The organism is Nostoc sp. CmiVER01 (assembly GCF_034531135.2).
Taxonomy (GTDB): domain Bacteria; phylum Cyanobacteriota; class Cyanobacteriia; order Cyanobacteriales; family Nostocaceae; genus Nostoc.
Map to the genome: position 1 here is coordinate 69,343 of NZ_JAVRBU020000018.1, position 19,431 is coordinate 88,773.

Annotated in this window: 12 protein-coding genes; 5 read left to right on the forward strand and 7 right to left on the reverse strand. The window is 41.2% G+C overall.

The window, feature by feature from the left end:
- Nucleotides 1–132: 132 nt before the first annotated feature.
- The gene (locus RMZ43_RS28145) at nt 133–3,720 is read right to left on the reverse strand and encodes a DUF4912 domain-containing protein (protein WP_428850935.1); all 3,588 of its coding nucleotides are present in this window, start codon (nt 3,718–3,720) and stop codon (nt 133–135) included.
- Between the two features lie 718 nt (nt 3,721–4,438).
- On the opposite strand from RMZ43_RS28145, the gene RMZ43_RS28150 reads away from it, so the two are divergent.
- Nucleotides 4,439–6,064: a DUF6798 domain-containing protein gene (locus tag RMZ43_RS28150; protein WP_322654210.1), complete on the forward strand. Its 1,626-nt coding sequence runs from the start codon at nt 4,439–4,441 to the stop codon at nt 6,062–6,064.
- A 31-nt stretch (nt 6,065–6,095) separates the two neighbouring features.
- Here RMZ43_RS28150 and RMZ43_RS28155 read toward each other — a convergent pair whose 3' ends face one another.
- Genes RMZ43_RS28155 through RMZ43_RS28165 form a run of 3 tightly spaced genes read right to left on the reverse strand, consistent with a single transcriptional unit; the run spans nt 6,096 to nt 8,886 of the window.
- On the reverse strand, nt 6,096–7,214 hold the full coding sequence (locus RMZ43_RS28155; protein ID WP_322649499.1) for a precorrin-8X methylmutase: 1,119 nt from the start codon (nt 7,212–7,214) through the stop codon (nt 6,096–6,098).
- 3 nt (nt 7,215–7,217) lie between these two features.
- On the reverse strand, nt 7,218–7,718 hold the full coding sequence (locus tag RMZ43_RS28160) for a hypothetical protein (RefSeq protein ID WP_322654209.1): 501 nt from the start codon (nt 7,716–7,718) through the stop codon (nt 7,218–7,220).
- Nucleotides 7,719–7,776: 58 nt separating this feature from the next.
- Complete coding sequence (locus RMZ43_RS28165; RefSeq protein ID WP_322654208.1) at nt 7,777–8,886, reverse strand: AAA family ATPase; 1,110 nt, start codon at nt 8,884–8,886, stop codon at nt 7,777–7,779.
- A 223-nt stretch (nt 8,887–9,109) separates the two neighbouring features.
- Between RMZ43_RS28165 and RMZ43_RS28170 the strand changes: the two genes are divergently transcribed.
- Nucleotides 9,110–11,026, forward strand: coding sequence for a heavy metal translocating P-type ATPase (locus RMZ43_RS28170; protein ID WP_322654207.1), 1,917 nt, complete (start codon nt 9,110–9,112; stop codon nt 11,024–11,026).
- 415 nt (nt 11,027–11,441) lie between these two features.
- On the opposite strand, the gene RMZ43_RS28175 is transcribed toward RMZ43_RS28170, so the two are convergent.
- Nucleotides 11,442–13,154, reverse strand: coding sequence for a diflavin flavoprotein (locus RMZ43_RS28175; protein WP_322654246.1), 1,713 nt, complete (start codon nt 13,152–13,154; stop codon nt 11,442–11,444).
- A 162-nt stretch (nt 13,155–13,316) separates the two neighbouring features.
- Nucleotides 13,317–15,035: a diflavin flavoprotein gene (locus RMZ43_RS28180; protein WP_322654206.1), complete on the reverse strand. Its 1,719-nt coding sequence runs from the start codon at nt 15,033–15,035 to the stop codon at nt 13,317–13,319.
- A 1,145-nt stretch (nt 15,036–16,180) separates the two neighbouring features.
- Here RMZ43_RS28180 and RMZ43_RS28185 point away from each other — a divergent pair.
- Complete coding sequence (locus tag RMZ43_RS28185; protein ID WP_322654205.1) at nt 16,181–16,636, forward strand: helix-turn-helix domain-containing protein; 456 nt, start codon at nt 16,181–16,183, stop codon at nt 16,634–16,636.
- Between the two features lie 480 nt (nt 16,637–17,116).
- On the forward strand, nt 17,117–18,298 hold the full coding sequence (locus RMZ43_RS28190; protein ID WP_322654204.1) for a low temperature requirement protein A: 1,182 nt from the start codon (nt 17,117–17,119) through the stop codon (nt 18,296–18,298).
- Between the two features lie 153 nt (nt 18,299–18,451).
- Here RMZ43_RS28190 and RMZ43_RS28195 read toward each other — a convergent pair whose 3' ends face one another.
- On the reverse strand, nt 18,452–18,664 hold the full coding sequence (locus RMZ43_RS28195) for a hypothetical protein (protein ID WP_322654203.1): 213 nt from the start codon (nt 18,662–18,664) through the stop codon (nt 18,452–18,454).
- 33 nt (nt 18,665–18,697) lie between these two features.
- On the opposite strand from RMZ43_RS28195, the gene RMZ43_RS28200 reads away from it, so the two are divergent.
- Nucleotides 18,698–18,916, forward strand: coding sequence for a hypothetical protein (locus tag RMZ43_RS28200; protein WP_100902982.1), 219 nt, complete (start codon nt 18,698–18,700; stop codon nt 18,914–18,916).
- Nucleotides 18,917–19,431: the final 515 nt, after the last annotated feature.

Sequence of the window (19,431 nt, forward strand, 5' to 3'; positions counted from 1 at the left end):
TAGCTGTTCTTGAGCAGGGGGAGAGACATTGCTTGATAATAACTCTCTTCCCTCCCTGTCCCCCCTGCACCCCCTACCTCCCCTGCTTATCCGAACCATATTGGGGTTCGAGGGGATAATTTAAGAAATATACTAGCTTTCGGAAGTTTCCTGAGAGAACTTTTTATGGATAGTTTTAGTGGATTCCCCATCAGCAGCTACCGTTATGAGATAGTCCATTAAACCATCTGAAAAGGGAAGACGTAGGTGGAAAGTACCATCGGGTTTAATTTTGATGGAATTACCACCAATGTTTACGCTTGTATTTGGTTGAGTTGCTCCGTGAATAATCAACTCAGCATCTGCTACAAACCAAAAATCTTCGTGAGAACGACTGAAAACCCGAACATTAGGTGAACGAGCTATGAGTAACCAACGATCGCCATCGGCGATATAGCCAATTTCAACCATGTAGTCACGATCGCTGACGGGAATAGCCACAAAGCGATCGCATGTTACCTCTTCACATTCATACTGCTGTACAAGCTGGGGACTTTGATAACTCAGGTCAACCCCAGTCACATCATACAGCCGCACTACTAATTGAGAGCCGCCCTGTTGTCGCAGTGCTTCGTTTTGAGCTTTGGGGATGTGCCAAGAGACATAAGCCCATTTGGGAGTGCGGGGTGTGAGCAAAATACTGCTCTCCTCTTCACTACTCTCTTCTTGGACATCTAGCAAACCAATAGGTGTTTCGCTTGCTAATGCTATATCTTCAACGGTGGAATCTGTATGAACAATAGGTGTTTCGCTTGTTAATGCTACATCTTCAACGGTGGGATTTGTAGGCACTGGACTGAAGACACGGACAATTGACGAACGGGCGATGAACAACCAGCGATTGCCATCAGCGACATAGCCAATTTCAGCTATATAATCGCGATCACTAAGGGGAATTTCCACCAAGCGATCGTGTGCTGTCTCATCACATTCATATTGCTGTACCAGGTGAGGACTTTGATAACTCAAGTCAATCCCAGTTGCATCATACAGCCGCACTGCCAATTGAGAGCCACCCAGTTGGCGCAACGCTGCTTTCTTGGTTTCGGATATTTCCCAAGAAACATTAGCCGATGTAGAAGTATGGGGGGTGAGCAAAATACTGCTCTCTTCTTCACTAATCTCTTCTGGGGCGTCTTTTAAGTGAATATCTGTTTCATCTGCAATCGCCATATCATCAACTATGGGATCTGGATGCACAGGACTGAAGACACGGACAATTGGCGAACGGGCGATGAACAACCAGTACTCGCCATAAGCGACATAGCCAATTTCAGCTATATAGTCGCGATCACTGATGGGAATTTCCACCAAGCGATCGTGTGCTGTCTCGTCACATTCATACTGCTGTACCAGGTGAGGACTTTGATAACTTAAGTCAATGCCAGTTACATCGTAAAGCCGCACTACCAATTGAGAGCCACCTTCTTGAAGCAGCCTTGCCTTCTTGGTTTCGGATATCTCCCAAGAAACATGAGCCGATGTAGAAGTATGCGGGGTGAGCAAAATATTGCTTTCTTCTTCTGCATCTATCAAATCAAAAGTTGTTTCGGCTGCGATTGGGACATTTTCAACTGTAGTATCAGTTTCTTTTTGGGCATCTAATCCAGAAATGGTAGTCCAACCTGCAATTCCTACGCCTGCTGCTACCGCAGCACCCGCTAAATCTGTGGAGTTTTCAGCAATACTTTCTTCAACAATAGGCTCTGCTTGAGGTTCTTCCTCTGGCAAATTGACAGTGGGTTCAGCAGCGTCCGCTACCACATTGAATACATCTTCTTCTGATAATTCTGGCAAATCGAGCAGTGAGGATGTTTGTGACGTTGATGGTTCTACATTAGCTGTCACTTCTTCAGACTCTAGTGAGGGTAATTCATCTACTGAGTCTGTATCTTCAGTTGAGGTAATACTCTCTAACCAGTTCAATTCTGCCTGAAGTTGCTGATCGATCTGATCTTGATTAATTTCTGTGTCCCAATATCCAAAATCAGATGTTACTTCCGGCACATCTGGTAATTCTGGGAGTGAGGCTGTCTCTTCAGATAAAGGCAGTTCCACATCAGATTCTGGAATATTAGGCAGGTGAGGATATGAAGTATTTACTACAGCTGCTGGGGCTTCTATGTCCCATTCAATTTCATCAGAATCCCAGGCAATTTCCTCAGAATCAGGCTTAGGATTGTTCGCCTCAGCATAATTACTTTGGTTATTTGTCTCAGAAATTGCATCTGCTTCTGTTTCTTTGTTATTAAATGCAGACCAGCTAGCCGCCCCGATGCCCGTTGATAGAGCCGCACCATTACTTAAAGATGCTGCTCCTAAGTTGTTATTTTCTGAGCCATTAGCTACACCTGATGTTGTGTCTTCATGGGAATTAGAGGTGCCATTAGTTCCCTCTCGGACTAAATTTGATGTCCCTTGAGTGGCATTTTGGGTTAGGTCAGATTCTTGAGCATAGATGTTGAAAGGAGTGCGATCGGGGCTTTCTTGCTCTTGGAAGTGTGGCACTGGTTGCTCCTCAAGCATCGCTTTGTTAATGGAGGAAGATGTGCTGGCGTTGAGCACTGCCATTTCTCCATCTTCTGTGCTGGGTGGACGAGGATCTGATTCTGTTAAGTTGTCTATTTTGTCACTAGACAATGGGCGTTTTCCCAAAATCCACCATAAGAAGGCTCCAGCTACAGGAGCAAAAAACAAAGGTAGAAGCAACCAAAATGGTGTTTCCCTATTGACAATCGGAGTGGGTTGTGCAGTGGCAGGAGCCACAAATGGCTGTTCTCCAAATACAGAACTAGTTGCAGTTGGGGAAGGCGTAGCAGCAGGAGAAGCCGTGACAGGTTGTAATACGCTGGTTGCGATCGCCTCTGCTTCGGCAGTTCTACCTTGTTCTATAGCCTTCTTTCCTGGTTCTGCAAGGGTAAAGCCGAGAAAATCTACTGTGCTTAAACTCGGATTTTTTTTGTAAACGTAGACTAAAGGTTGCGAAAAGGGATATTTCTCATCACCTGGTAAGGCTTTATCTAATTGCAGAACTCGCACACCTTTCAATTTTGACACGTCATTAGCTAATACATAGCTAATGCCGTCTTTGCCCAGTTGTTTGATAATTTCTGCGGTATTATCCTCAGTTAGTTGGGTAGCATTGGGCCCTGTAGCAAATTCAGCAGTCTTGAAGGCTGGATAAGTCCGAAAAGTATTGCGAGTTTCACTCGTGTTAGGGTGATCGATTAACCGAATCTTCCCTGAAGGGCCTCCTACTTGTGACCAATTTGTAATTTGTCCCCGGAAAATCCGGGCGAATTGCTTACTAGTCAAGTTTCCTTTAAAAGGATTATCTGCACCAACCACGATCGCAATCTTCTCACGGCGTAAGCGAAGTTGCTCTAATCCTTGGGCTTTTTCTGCTGGCGTCAACCCACGCCCCATTGCTGCTATGTCGATTTTGCCATCTAGCAATTCTTTCAGTGCTGTATCAGTGCCGTTAGCAGCAACTTCAACCTTTGCACCAGAAAACTGTTTTTCAAAATTTTCTTTCAGGCTTTGGTTGATTGCACCCAAACTACTTGAACCATCAATCCGCACTGTTGCTCCATTCTGCACTGCTTGCGGCAGTGTAAAAGAGGGGGCTTCAGGTTTAGATTGTGCCAGCATGGGTTCTGACACCAGTAAACTTGCTGCCATAGGCGTGGTAGCTAAGGTAAGCCATAATACCAGTCTCACTATCGAAATATCTTTTTTTTCTTGTTGCCACATATGCCCTTTATTAAAGTAAAAAATAGAAAGCCTGCCAGCCTTAATCATTATCTTTTTATGGATTATGCAGGAGACGCGCTAATTATACATCCCTGTTATATTTCTTATCAGTTATTGTAAATATTTGTGTCACTATATACTTGGTCTGACTTTAACTCTTTTTACTTTGCAAGACAAAATTTAGTTAAATAAATTTTGTTCTTACAGGTTACTTTATATACCTTGGTTACGTATTAGTGAATGATAGTCATGCTGGAAAAATTAGCTAAATAAATAATAAAGATAGTATATAGCGGTTCCCGCATGAGTAAGGTACAGAAAAAATAATTAACCACCAATGAACACACATACTCATAAAAGACACGGCAATGCCGAGTCTTTACCCAGTATCCATTGAAACGAGATATCGCTATAAATAGATTAAATATGCTATTTGGTATCAAATTCAACAGTTATTAGTTCTCAGTAAACAGTTATTAGTTAAGATAATTGGGCTTAAGTACCCCACTTTATCAGTAAACAGTTAATTGATAACTGTTTTAACCCCTCTACTACACGCTTGATAACTGTTAAATGTTCACTAGTTTAAGGTTTACTTAGCTTTACTTAAATAGTGTAATAATCATACAATTTAGGTCTTTTTAAGATGGTTAAATTGCCAGAGATAAGTCAAAAAAATCTAGACAAAAAATCAGCTTTGGCAGATCCAACTTGGCTAGTATTAGAAATCATCGCAGTCTTGGCATTAATCTGTCTCAAGGATTTGTTGTTTGATATCATGGCACGAAATGATATTGACGCTTTACCTTTAGCAAGACAGTTCGCCGATCATAGCTGGGTTCCGGGAGATTGGTCTGTTAACCAACCACCTGTTTATCGAGTGTTGTTCCAAACTTTATTTGGCTGGATCATAGGAAAATTGGGGTTTCTGGCTAGTTCGATAATAGGACGGTTATTTTGCTACAGCTTGATAGCTTGGGGGCTAGTACTCATAGGTCGAAAACTAGGATTGAATTTGCTATTGCTGATGTTGGCGGTTGCAATATTCCTCTTAGGAAATCAAGGTGTTGCTGCTGGGGAAAGGATCATAGGAGCGCTAGAAACAAAAATATTTGCTTATGCTATGGTTTTGTTGGCCATAGCGTTCATGCTAAGAAAACGTTATCGACTGACGGCTTTTTTATTAGGGCTAGGAACTTCATTCCATGTTTTGGTAGGCGGTTATACAAGTCTGTTTGTACTAGGGTGGGTAATTTTAAGACGAAAAACTCGTTTTCCTAGTATGCGAGAATTGGGGTTTATTGTTCCGTTATACCTGATAGCAAGTGTATTCGGTCTAAAAGCGATAATCGAAGAGTTGTCCAATCCAACCCCTACAAGCTCCATCCCCATTTCTTATATATATGTCTTTCTCAGGATGCCCCACCATCTGAATCCTTTATCATGGCCTGCACATTGGTGGATAACTCCTATATTTTTTCTTGTAATGCTTGTGAGCAGTGCTGGCGTCCTTTGGTTCAATCGTCCAACTAAAGCGCTATTTGAACAGTTTGAACAGTACGAAGCTCGTATAGGACTATTTGAGTTCACGCTGATCAGCCTAATCCCATATTTACTGGGAGTAGTCATTGCTCCATTCGACTCTCAAGGAAGCTTGCTACAATATTACCTTTTCCGCGTAGGTGACGTAATGTTGCACCTAAATGCTTGCTTTTTGTTTGTCTGTGCTTTGGATCAAATCTTCACAAGTAGAAAACAACAAAAAGTTTTGTTATTTCTATGTAGTCTGGTGCTGAGTATAAGCATTGTCAAAGGATTCGATAACTTTCAGAAAGATTTTCAGTCCACACTTAATTTTCCTAACGAAGTGCAGGAGGTAGATCCGCAGTGGAAAGATATGGCTGCTTGGGTGCGAAAAAATACCCCAAAAAATGCCGTATTCATATCTCCACCGGTTGAATTTGCTAACTTTATTTGGCTGACAGAGCGTCCAACCATTGCTAAATATAAGCTCATGGCTCAGACAAAAGCTGGGACATTAGAATGGTTTTCACGGATGCGTGACTTGAGTGGTAACTTTAATGGGGTTGATCCATTAACTAAATTTAATGAACAACTACTTACAGACGGCTACAATAATTTGACAACTGAGCAGGCTAAGGCACTAATCATAAAATATCATGCTTCGTATTTAGTAACTCGCATTCAACATCAACTATATCTGCCAGTTGCTTACCGTAATAAATCTTATGTTCTCTATCAAAAACAGTAAGATTAGAGCTACTAAAAATTGATAATTTATTCTATGAATTACTTTGATTGAGATAACAATGACAATCTGGTTTATCAATCAATGACTCCACTAAGGCATTCATGGCAGTAGCAGCTAAAGCGCCACCTCCTAAAGTGCCTGCAACTGTAATAAAAGGTATCTCTTGTTGCATCAGTTGTCGTTTGGCTGCGGGAGCATGACTAAAGCCAATGGGCATTCCAATTACTAATGCAGGCTGAATTTTCTGGTTGGTAATCGCCTCACAAACTTCTACAAGCACTGAGGGAGCATAACCAATTACCAAGACACAACCCTTACTAACTTGCTGCAATTTTTCTCGCCATTCTTGATGCTGCCAAAAGGCAACTTCTGCCTCTGTGGCGGTGGTAATATGGGGATTATCAATCAAGGTTTCAATGTGGCATCCCAAGTGAAGTAATCGGGTTCGATCCAAAGTAGCAGCAACCGTTTGGGTATCGACAACAATTTGACAGCTTGAAGATAAAGCTTCTCGACTAGCTGCGATCGCATCTCGACTCAACTTGATAAAAGACACCAAACTCACATCGCCACAAGCTAAAACCAACTGAGAAATTAAGTGTTGTTCAATTTCCGAACGGTGAGATAAATCAGGTAGTAAGCGTTGTAGAGATTCTGAAAAAGCTTCCGAGTGGGTATGAATTTCTGCATCCAAACCACTCCAGAGATTTTCCAATCCTCCCAATCCAGCTTGAGTTTCAACATCAAGTAACTTGAGTTGCGCCAAAACTTCCGCCTGCATAATTTGACAATGGCGATCGCGCCCCAATAATCCCTCTAATGCTGATGCAGTTTGTCGCAGTTGAGAAATTTGTTGCATCACCGCCCGATATTGCTGCTGGAGTTGTCCCATCAGGTTAAGCGTTGTGTCAACTTCTGGTTCCACCTCCAAAATATTGCGGATATGGTTTAGCTGAAACCCTTGTTGCTTGAGTGCGACAATCCTTTGCAAGCGAAGAACATCTTTCTTGGTGTAGAGACGGTAATTGCTAGGCGATCGTACTGGTTGCGGTAACAGCCCCAATTGATGGTAATGGCGCACCATGCGCGGAGTTAAACCGCTACCCACTGTATCGGTAAGTTCTTTAATAGTTAAGCAACCAGCGTTCATAATTTACTCCAACAACGGCAGAATTCTTTGTAATTCCCCACAAGCCGCCTGAAGAGATGGCGGTGCATTTTCATCTAAACTCCCTTGAGAACACTGGTTTGCTAATTGTTCAACACCAGGTTTACAAATTGCCTCATTTTTAGAGAATTTTGGATATTTGGATTTTTCTCCTTCTTCTTCAACAACTTCTCCCGTTTGTAAATAATGTATCCAAGTTTCGATATTTCTTTTGGGCACGAAGATTGCTATTTTCTCATCAGGGTGACGGAGTTCCTGTGAATTTTCTATCAGTGCATTATCTAATTCTTTCAGTGTTGCCTTTACTGTCGCAGTATCTGCATCAATCAACACTACTAGCATTCCTGAACGATGGTTTTTTCTCCGGTATTCTTTAACCTCTGCTGCATAATGCTTTATAACAAACCGCTCTCCTGCACCTTTACCTTTTGGAGAAGTCCTAATTGTGATGTTTTTTGGATTTATATTAAAACCTCGCTTTTTCAAAAAATGATATGCAAAAACTTGCTGTTGTAGATCCTCACACAAAATTACTATCTGTACTCTATTCTGGGTCATACAGCCAGCCCCGTGCAATCAATTCTGAAATTGGTAATCCTGAATTTTCAGCTTCTTGATTACTAATTGGTTTTACTCGTACAGGTGCATTACTTTGACGCTCAAACCAATAACCTATAGGTGAAGCTAAGAGATAATTAATTAATACAGGATGATGGGAAATTAGTAAAGCTTGTATTTTTCCGTCAATACAGAAATCATAAAGTTGAATTAGCCAAGGTTGAATTTCCGGCAGAGCTAAAAAACTTTCTGGCTCATCAATGCAAAGTGTATAGTCTTCAGATTCAGTGCAATAGAGAATGGTGTACAGGGCAATTACCACTTTTTGACCATCGGATAATTCACTAAAGCGATAATCAATAATCCTTTTTTTATCTTCATCTGTTGAAAATCGTAATTTTAGAATTCGATACCTTTCACCGAAATTTTCAAATTTGAAACTTACAAAACCATCTAATATATTTTTTAAAACGTTCATCAGTTCAGCAATTTTACCGTGATCTTGGGAAATGTAGCGATACCAAGAAACAAAGTTCTCCATTCTATAAGTCAATTGTATTTCTTCATGTTCACTACCATCAATCATCAAGCTAGGAATAATTTGGACAATAATAAATCGCTCAAGGCGATTTTTGAACCAATTTAGCTTTGAATTTCCTACAAAAAAACATAGGATAGAAAATTGCGATTCATAAATGGGTGATTTCATTATTCTTTCATCTTCTTGAGATAGTTGAAATTGATTTTTCTCTATTTTCAATACAAGTTGATTATTAAACCATAAGCGTTCATATTCAACATGACTTTTTTCTTGATTATGTCTAATAGCAAATTCATATTTATAACTACCACCATTTCCAGCAATTTCTAGCTCAAAACGCTGAATTGGTGAAGTCTGCCAGCGAGTACAGTCAGCAAATTTAAAAATTCCTTCTACTTTTTCGTCACCACTTATAAAAATTTGAATTTTTCGTAAAACTTCAAAAACTGTTGATTTACCTGTTCCATTACCACCAAGAAACAAGTTAATCGAGTCAAAATTCATCTCAAAATTTACTAAACCGCGAAAGTTATCAATATATATTCGCTTTAGCATAGATTTTTTCCTACTAGTGCAATTTTAAACGTAACAGTTAAATCGTCGCATTTACCTTCTTTTCGCTTTTGAAAAACACTCAAAAAACGCAGATAAAGATTTCGCTTTGCGTACCTTTGCGCCTCCCTCAGCGCCCTTGGAGCGTTTCAAAATCATTATAAACCTTGACATTAACATCAATGTCAAGGTTTAGCCTGAGAGAGTCCCTGTTAATTCACCTCTCATGCTCTACCCCCAACGTTTTAGCCAATTCACCAGAGAACACGCAGATACCATAGCAGCGCTTTTGTGTGGATTCTTATTATTTCTCGGATGGTTCGCCTTACATCTCGGCGCTTTCGGATTGGCCTTCTTGCTGCTACCCGCCGCTTATGTAATTGGTGGTTACGAAAGTGCGCGGGAAGGATTGACTACTCTTTTCAAAGAAAAAGAACTCGATGTAGATTTGCTGATGATTGTGGCGGCTATTGGTGCTGCTAGTCTCGGCTTATGGCGAAGAGAATATCATCTAATTATTGATGGGGCAATCTTGATTCTCATCTTTGCCATCAGTGGCGCACTAGAAGGCTATGCAATGCAGCGAACTGAGCGGAGTATCAGGAGTTTGATGAGTTTGACACCAGATACAGCAAGGATTTTGCTTCAGGGAAAGGAAGAGAAAATTCCTATCAGTCAGCTAAAAGTCGATGATGAAATTGTCGTCAAACCCGGAGAACTAATTCCTACTGATGGGATAATTTTATCTGGTTACAGCACTCTCAATCAAGCTGCAATTACAGGTGAGTCTTTACCTGTCGAGAAAACAGTGGGCGAAGAAGTATTTGCTGGAACACTCAACGGCTATGGTGCATTACAGATTAAGGTACACAAACCAGCCCAAAGTAGCTTGATTGTGCGTGTGATTCGCTTGGTAGAACAAGCAAAGACTCAAGCTCCTCCTTCGCAAGAGTTTATTGATCGCTTTGAGAAAGGATATGCCAAAGTCATTGTAGTAGTTGGGATATTGCTGGCAACTTTACCGCCATTCCTCTGGAGTTGGGATTGGGAAACAACGATTTATCGCGCTCTTACCTTCCTTGTGGTGGCTTCTCCCTGTGCGCTGATGGCTGCAATTATGCCCACCCTGCTTTCGGGAATCGCCAATGGTGCAAGACAGGGGATTTTGTTTAAGAATGGGGCGCAGCTGGAGAAAATTGGCAAAGTCCGAGCGATCGCATTTGATAAAACTGGTACTCTAACAACAGGGCAAGTACAGGTATTCCAAGTAATTTCAGGTAGTGAATACACTCAAGCAGATGTATTAAAAGCCGCCGCTAGTGTGGAATCTTATTCAGAACATCCCATTGGTAAGGCAATTGTGAAGGCGGCTAGTAATTTGAATTGGGTTGGTGCAATTCAAGTGCAAGCCATACCTGGTCAAGGAATTGTGGGAATCGCCCAAGAACAACAGGTAATTGTGGGGAATGCCGTTTTTGTGCAAAGGTATGTAATAAATTTACCTGAAGAGTTGCGAGAAATGGCTCAATCTTTAGAGCAACAAGGTAAAACTGTGGTTTGGGTAGCACAGGGAAGCAGGGGAGGCGAGGTCATGGGTGTAATTGCGATCGCAGATCAAGTAAGATCGCAAGCAGCTGCAACTATTACCCGGTTAAAGAAACTGGGAGTTGAACAAATTATTATGTTAACTGGGGATAATGAAGAAACTGCTTACAGTGTCGCCAAAGCAGTGGGAATTGATCGAGTATATGCTCAACTTTTACCAGAAGATAAGCTTGATGTTATCCGCAGTCTACAGCAAGAATATCAAACTGTAGCAATGGTGGGCGATGGAATTAATGATGCACCAGCTCTAGCCCAAGCATCTGTAGGTATAGCTATGGGAGTATCTGGTAGTGATGTGGCATTAGAAACCGCAGACATAGTATTGATGGCAGACAAGTTAGAAAAAATTGCTGTAGCGATGCATTTGGGCAGGCGATCGCAAGTTATAGTAAAACAGAATATAGTCGTAGCGTTGGGTTTCATTATGTTGCTTTTGGTAGGCAACTTTCTAGGCAATATTAACCTACCCATCGGCGTCATTGGGCATGAAGGTTCTACAGTTTTAGTTACCCTCAGTGGTCTAAGATTGCTGAAATAAAGCACTTTTCTCTGAGCGAAGTCGAAAGGAGCCAAAGTATTTATTCTGACTCCTGAATTCTTGTTCAAATCTGTTTTAGTTTTCCTTTAAGGAATGAGGATAAAATAAGATCCATAATTATGGGGTCTGCGGCAATACGGTTCGGATAAGCAGGGGAAGCAGGGGAGGTAAAGAGTTCTTTGCCTATATTTCAATACGCTTGGGTTGAACTTTAGTGTTACCTAACAAAGCCTTGATAATGTTGGGTTTCGTTCCTCAACCCAACCTACACTAGTTTTATTTTTTAGCCTTAACCCAAGCGTATTAGCCTATATTTAAGCTAAAGCGCTTCCCGTGAAGAAGGTAGGGGCAGAGGGTAGGAATCAGAATTACCTTCTGCCTTCCGCCTTTGTTGCTAAGTTAAATTTCTCACTATCTAATAATGAGTGCCAGTTTTGCGATGGTTAATGGCAGTCACAGCATCAGGCTTGAGTAATTTACCTTCATCCACAGTTGCATACACAACCCAATGGTCGCCACATTCCATACGTTGGTTGACTGAGCATTCCAAATATGCTAGAGCGTCGGTGAGGACGGTGCAACCGTTATCTGCAACTGCTGTACTAAAGTTAGCAAATCGGTCTTCTCCAGGCGCGAAAGATTTACGAAAATGCTTCATGTAATCTTGATGATTGCCTTCAGGTAGAATATTTAAGGCAAACTTACCGCCAGGATACATCAAAGATTCGATCGCTCGGTCTTTGGCGATCGCAACAGTTAGTCCGGGTGGGTTAAAGGTGGCTTGAGAAACCCAAGCGCCTAACATTGCAGTAGAAACTTCACCTTGTTTAGCTGTCACCACGCAGACGGAACCAACGATCCGACCAACAGCCTGTTCCACTGGAGTAGCGGCTTGTTGTGGTACGCGTACCTTTTTAGCCTTTTTCAATACTTGGGCAAAGTCTGTACCTAGTTCTTCACAGAACTTGAGAGTGACATCATCAGGTTTAAATTTCACCTTCAGGGTGTCAAAGCCAAAGCGATATCCAGCATCCCGGAGTTTACCTTCAATTAAGTCAAAGGCTTCGCCACTCCAGCCGTAGGAACCAAAAACTCCAGCGAGTTTGCTGTTGTCACCGCTTGATAGCACAATCCCTAAAGCTGTATGAATGGGAGTTGGCGCATGACCACCAATGGTAGGAGAACCAATGATAAAACCCTCTGACTGTGCTAGGTTGATGCGAATTTCATCAGGGGTAGCAAATTCGCAGTTAATCGATTTGACTGCGACTCCACCTTTAGTTAATCCCAGAGCGATCGCTTGTGCTAAAGTCGCCGTATTCCCGTAAGCTGAAGCATAAAGTAAAGCAACAGAAATTTCGCGATCATTGTGAGAACGACTCCACTCTCCATAAGCTTTAGTAAGTTCAATTAAGCTGGTGCGTACTAAAGGCCCATGACCCACAGCATACATTCTCACCTGCAAATCTGATATTTTCTCCAAAGCTGCCTGCACATGAGGAATTTGGGGAGCCATCAAGCAGTTAAAGTAGTAACGCTGGTCTTCTTTAAGCGCTTCCCAATTATCATCAAACACTTCATCACCACAGAGATGAGTTGCAAATAACTTATCTGTGTAGAGAATTTGGGTTTGCTGATCGTAGGTACAAAGTCCTTCCGGCCAACGTGGACTGGGAGTGGGTAAGAATTTTAAAACATGACCCTTGCCTAAATCCAGAGTTTCTTTCCCCCGCATCACCAAGACATTTAAATCTTGCTCTAAGAAAGCAGCACGCAAATTGTTCGCACCAGGAAGAGAACAGACAAAAGTTACCTGTGGTGCCAGTTCTAAAATTGCTTTGAGAGTAGCAACTCGATTGGGGCTAAAATGACCCAGGATTATATAATCCAGACTTTGCAAATCTAAAGTCTGCCGCAATGCCTCTAAATAAATTTCGGTAAAGCTTTCTGGCGGTGGATCAATAAGTGCGGTTTTATCAGCTTCAATTAAATAGCAATTGGAGGTGGTACCTCTTTCAAGTGCGTATTCAATTTCAAACCGCAGACGTGACCAACTACGTGCTCTGATCGCCTTAGTATTTGTAGCAATTGGTAGAACTTGTACGTCGCGTGGCTTGGAATTGGTCATAGCTGTTAAAGAATGGGGAGTGGCGAATGGGGAATAGAGAGTGGGGAATGGGGAATGGGAAATGGGAAATGGGGAATGAGCAAAGACTTGTACAAGTTCTTCTCTGCTCATAAGCTCCCCCGCGTCTCTACTCCCTACTCCCCACTCCCCATTCCCTATTTATTAGTAGTAATTACCTACTTTGCGATGGCGAACGGCTGTCAATCCATCGTTTTTGGAGACACGACCTTCTTGGACGGTGCAATATAAAATCCAGTGGTCGCTGCATTCCATGCTGCTTTGGATTTCACATTCCATGTATGCCAGAGCATCAGTTAGAATTGGGGAACCGTTTTTGGCGGTTTGAGTTTTTACCCCAGCAAAGCGGTCAGCACCAGGATGCAAACGTTTGAGGAAGTGCTTTTTGAGTTCTTGATAATTTCCTTCTTCCAAAACGTTAAGGACGAAGCGATCGCCTATTTGCATTAAGGAATCAATAGCGCGGTCTTTGGCAACGGCAATTGTCAATCCCAAGGGTTGCAAACTCGCTTGCGTTACCCAGGATGCCAGCATTGCACTTGAGACATTATCTTTTTTAGTAGTGACTATATATAGTCCACTGCTAATCCGACCCAATGCCTTTTCCATGTTGACATCAAGGGACTTGATTTGCTTGATGTTGCGATCGCGCACCAGCAATTGTCCAATGTCTTTACCCGCTTCTTCACACAACTGGAATGTAGATGCGCTGGGAATTTCTTTAATCCGAATGGGTGGGAAAGCTTCTTTGATGCCAGAGTCAAGAAATTGTCTGCGGAGTGTATCAATGGGTTCATCATCCCCACCATAACATTCAAACAGCCCAATCAATTGCTTGTTCTTGGCGACAGCTAGCACCGAACTGATACTAGCTTGGGCGGCGGCGGAAGTAGTCGGGGGCATACCAATAATGATGCCAGCTGCTCTCCCGGCTAGTTCTTGAATTTCTTGGCTCTCAGCAGTACTCAGATCCAGTACTTCTACGCCAATGCCAGTTTTCAATATACCTTCGGCAATTGCGTGACCAAGGCGTTCGCCATATCCATAATCTGAGACAAAAAACAAGCCAACTGTTGTTTCTGCTTTAGCTTGTCTTTGGCTCCAATTTTCGTAGCATCCGGTTAGAACATCTAAATGGTGGTATAATAATGGCCCGTGACCGTTGGCGATAATATTAATCTTTCCAAGATCACCCATCCGCTTCATCGCATTCAGCAGCGAACGAGCGTTAGGGCCCATTAAGCAGTCGTAGTAAAATCTAAAGTCAGCTTCGATCGCTTCTAAATCTTCGTCGAAGGTGCGATCGTCACAGAAGTGCATCCCAAAAGCATCACAGGTGTAGAGAATTTGGGTTTTGCGGTCAAAGCTAAAGATCGTATCCGGCCAGTGCAGGTTAGGCGCACTCACGAATTCCATTTCGTGTCCCTTACCGATATCTATGCGATCGCCAGTTTTGACAACTCGCTTAGAAAATGGATCGTGGACTAAGCCTTCTAAAAACTGAAGCGCAACTTTTGAGGCTAAAACGGTAGCTCTAGGAGCTAACTGAAGAACATCTTCCACCAAGCCGCTATGGTCTGGCTCTGTGTGGCTGACAATTATGTAATCAATTGTTTTAGGGTTAACAAGACCTTTTAGAGTCTCTAAATACAGATCACGAAACTTCTGGTGAGAAGTATCGATCAAAACTGTTTGTTCACCCCTAATTAGATATGAATTGTAGGTTGTGCCGTTTTGCAGTCCGAATTCGATATCGAAGCGATCGCGATCCCAATCAAGAGAGCGAATCGCCGTTGTGTTAGGGGCAATTTCTACAGTTTGTATAGTTAACCGATGTTGAACGTTCTCTGCGATCGCTACCATTATCCGTCTCCGAGCGCAAATTAACAGGTTTTTCTTCTGCCTCCATTGTCCCTATTATTTTTTGTTTAAGTTGTAATAAATATCAGTTTTTGAGATTTTTAACTTGTATCAATTATTGCTGTTTTTTAGCAAAAAATATGACTCAAAAAATCTACTAATTATTATATTATTCTTCAAAGTTTACTGAGTATTTGATTTTGCTACTTATTTGATTTTATCCTAATTTTAAAAGATTCGTCTTGATTATATTAAAGATTATAAGAATATACCCAGAACTTTTATTGTAACCTTTTTTTAGATAATGTATGCATACCAAAGAAATAACAGAGTTCACAAGTATATTTTTTAATTGTGGTATAAAATATTTATATGTTGCAGAATCGAGGTGTTAAGAGAATAGATTTAGATGTCGCTCATCAAAAGTTACTTTTTTTAAAGCCCTCTATTATTAAGTAGGAAAAGTAGGAAAGGTAGGAAAGGTAGGAAAAGCAAGATAAATTCTGTTTGTATCCAGCTTAGAATCATCTGTCAGCACTGTTTTTAGTAATGGATAGCGAATAGATTTTTGTCTCAACTAAAATATGTTCATGGGAAATATAAACTTTATGTAAAGATGAGAAAAAATATTTTTATAGAGATAACCAAGGCAAATTTCTAGATACGAGTAAAAGAAAAAGGAACTAGGTCTGTATACCTTTTTTTGGACATTCAAGTATAAACCAGCGTAAAAATCATTTTTAAAGTTTCGATAAATCTCTCTAACCATGCGAATGATCTAATAAATTTAATGATACAGTCCTTTATCATAGAGTTTAAACATTAATCAGGACAACACCAATAAACTCTTATTGTCATAACTCAAAGCTACAGCTTTTAGCTATCTAATAAATTTACCTATGTAGATTAATGGTGTCATCTATGATGTACCTAACTTGTTATAGAAATCCATTCTCAATGATAAATTGCAAACTTTGATCGTGTTCTCAAGCCAATATTTTTCACGTAGCAGCCTTCTAAACGCCGACATTCTTGATACTTATAGTTCAGCTTTTCTGGCGTGCTATTAAACACCTAAGCAATTAAGTATAAAGGTGTGAATAGACATAAAAAATCGCAAAAATTGACTGTGTAAAAGGTTATTGTTTATGGGATGCCGATTAAAAGTCTTTCTAACTGATGAACAAAAGCTGACTTTAGAAGAGTTAAGAAAAGCTAAAGATGTTCCTCAACGTACCAAGGATCGTGCTCAAGTTTTACTACTGAATACTCGCGGCTTAAAAAATGAGCAAATTGCTAAAGGCTTGAACTGGGCGATTTCAACAGTACGTCAAACCCTTCATCGCTGGGAAAAGATGGGTTTAGCAGGTTTGTGGGATGCTCCAGGCCGAGGAGGAAAACCCCGATATTCGGAATCAGACTTGGCTTATTTAGAAAATTGTTTAGCTCAAGAGTCACAGACTTATAACTCTAAACAATTAGCAAGTAAACTAGCATCTGAACGTCAAGTCAACTTGAGTGCAGATAGATTACGACGGGTACTTAAAAAAAGAGGAAGGAGGTTTGGAAGCGCACGTAAACAACCCCAACAACACAATAGTTAACCTGAGTTCAATAAACCTCTCACTATCTAAACTTTCATTTAAATCTGTCCCTCTCGCCTATCGGAGAGGGACATTTTGCGTAATAAACAGGAGCAAAGTCGGAGACGCTCCGCCTCCGGTCAGAATACAGAATTGGGGCATACTCTACCTATAAAGCAATAGAATTTAGAACTTACGCATCAAGTAGGAAATGTAGGAGCAATTCATATAGACGCAAAGCGGTGAAGGGGTCGCAGTCTTCTCCCAAGGGGAGACGCTAAAAGCGATAGCGCAGCGTTAGCGAGTCCGCGAGCGTCTGGCGGTTTCCGTCGATTGCGTTAGCGATCGCTCTTTGGGAAAAACTTTTTGGTTTACTGATAAACTGATACTTCTATTGGTAATTTTTCAGCAAGTTTTTAGAAATTTACACACAAATGCCTACCCATTCGCTAATAGATCACAGTTAATGGTAAAAACTATTAACGATTCGCAATTAGCACTATGGCAAATTTTCTGCAACCACCAAGGTTACGTATTGGTGAAAACAGTGAAGAAGAACGACGCGCCACTTGGCTGGAACTGTTTTATGATTTGGTTTTTGTAGTTGCAGTTTCTCAACTAGCCCATAATCTCAACGAAGATATCTCTTTATCAGGATTATTTGGGTTTGTAGTTTTATTTATACCAGTTTGGTGGTCATGGATTGGCACCACATTCTATGCCAACCGCTTTGACAGCGATGATGCGGGACATAGGCTGTTGATTGCTATACAAATGCTGACAGCAGCAGCGATGGCTATTAACATCCACCACGGTTTGGGTGAAAGTTCCCCTGGTTTTGCAATTTCCTATGCTCTCGGTCGAGGTGTGCTGGTAATAGAGTATGTCCGTGCTGGAAGGCATATCCCTATAGCGCGTGCTTTGACTACTCGCCACGCTATAGGTTTTGCGATCGCAGCCTTGCTTTGGTTAATATCAGCATTTGTACCCATCCCTTGGCGGTTCGCATTTTGGACACTGGGAATCATGATTGATTTTGCTACACCCTTAACAGTACGTAAGTTTCAGGTTGAGTTACTTCCCCACGCCTCTCACTTACCAGAACGTTTTGGTCTGTTTACCATTATTGTTTTAGGTGAAGCAATCATTGCAGTAGTCAATGGTGTTTCTGAGCAAAAATGGGATACTTTAACTGTAATTTCAGGCGTGTTTGGTCTAATTATCGCCTTTAGCTGGTGGTGGGTCTATTTTGATAACTTGGGTGGTAAACCTATTGAGATGGCGCGGACTCATGGAAAAGCTGGTATTGTCTATATCTGGCTCTACACTCATCTACCGCTAGTGATTGGGATTGCTGCTGCTGGAGTCGGCGTAGAACAAATTTTGTTGAGTAAGGCAACTTTAGCATTACCCGATTCTCAGCGATGGCTTATCTGTGCTTCAGTAGCATCATGCTCTCTAGCTGTCAGTCTTCTCCACAGATTTGGGGTAATCCGTTATTGCAAAATCCGCTCCCAGTATCGACTTGGGGGTGCAGTAGTGCTGCTAGCGATCGCTATTTTTGGCAAAGGTTTGTTACCTGTTGCAGTCATTGGCCTTGTCGCTGTAGTTTCTGCTGTCCAAGTCGTTCAAGATTTGTATCAGAGTCGCCCCACTACCCGCTTGGTTGACCCTCAAATCTAGCTTATAGCGTAGTAGTAGCACATATCTGTGCGCTACTACTATGTATTTAGGCAATTTAAATATGAGTATTTATCGGTAAAGCATCTATCCCATGAAGGATTTTAAATAAAATATTAATAAATGTTCATATAGTTATTTAAAGATTATGTAATTTCAGTATTCAAAACTGACGTTGTAAAGCTGATAACTCAACACATTGCCATCTATCGAAGGTGACACAACCAAAGGAGGAATGTCATCATAAGGAGATGTACCATTGGGCGGTGAAGTCAAGTAGACGAAATATTTATTAATATTATTAATAGGAAGTGTAATTTTAGCGTCGGGAGTCAGAAAAAATTCTTCATGGCAGGTAGTTTGCATCAATCATTAAATTTTTCACCAATAGAACAGAAGATTATGAAAGACAAAGAACCATCAGACTCTAAGGAATTCGTCGGAAATCTCAAGAATGGAATCTGGCTGTTTGGCTTGTCATCCTGGGTATTCGGCATTACCGATCGCAGTATTGCTTCATTTGCGGATGGCTATCTATCTGCTTTGGATTTAACGCAAATATTCACAGCCGCTACGTTCTTTGTGGCGTGGCTATTTTTGAAACCGACATCTAGAGTTTAAGATCGGCGACTGGTTGAGTATCGGGTCACTTTTGATGCTAGTCATGTCAAGATTCAGAGACTTATCTCCAGCAACAATATGGGAAATTTTTCTTCTTCCCAAATTTCATAACAGAGGCGGAGATTTTCATCAAAAAATTGCTCGACTCGCAAGCTTAAAAATCCATCTGGCATGTAGGCGTAGCGTAGACATTACTGATAGATTTGGGTCATACTAAACAGCCATATCAGCCCTGAAAACCAGTCCATTCGATCTACCTGTGACATAGCTACTAAGTTTTTAAGTAAACTAGGGTGATTTTTTTAACCATATAGATTTATTAAATTGCAGCTAGATTGTATCTTTTTCCTTTTAAAGTCAAAGTTCTAGCTTTTTTATTTTGGTGTATCTAAAAAAATTTTTCTAATTTTCCGGAATTGATTATGCTCAAGTGGTAGTCTCTATCAGACAAGCGATTTATACTGAAACTCTATAACGAAACCTTCGGGGTATATAACCCCATATTAAAAGCCCGG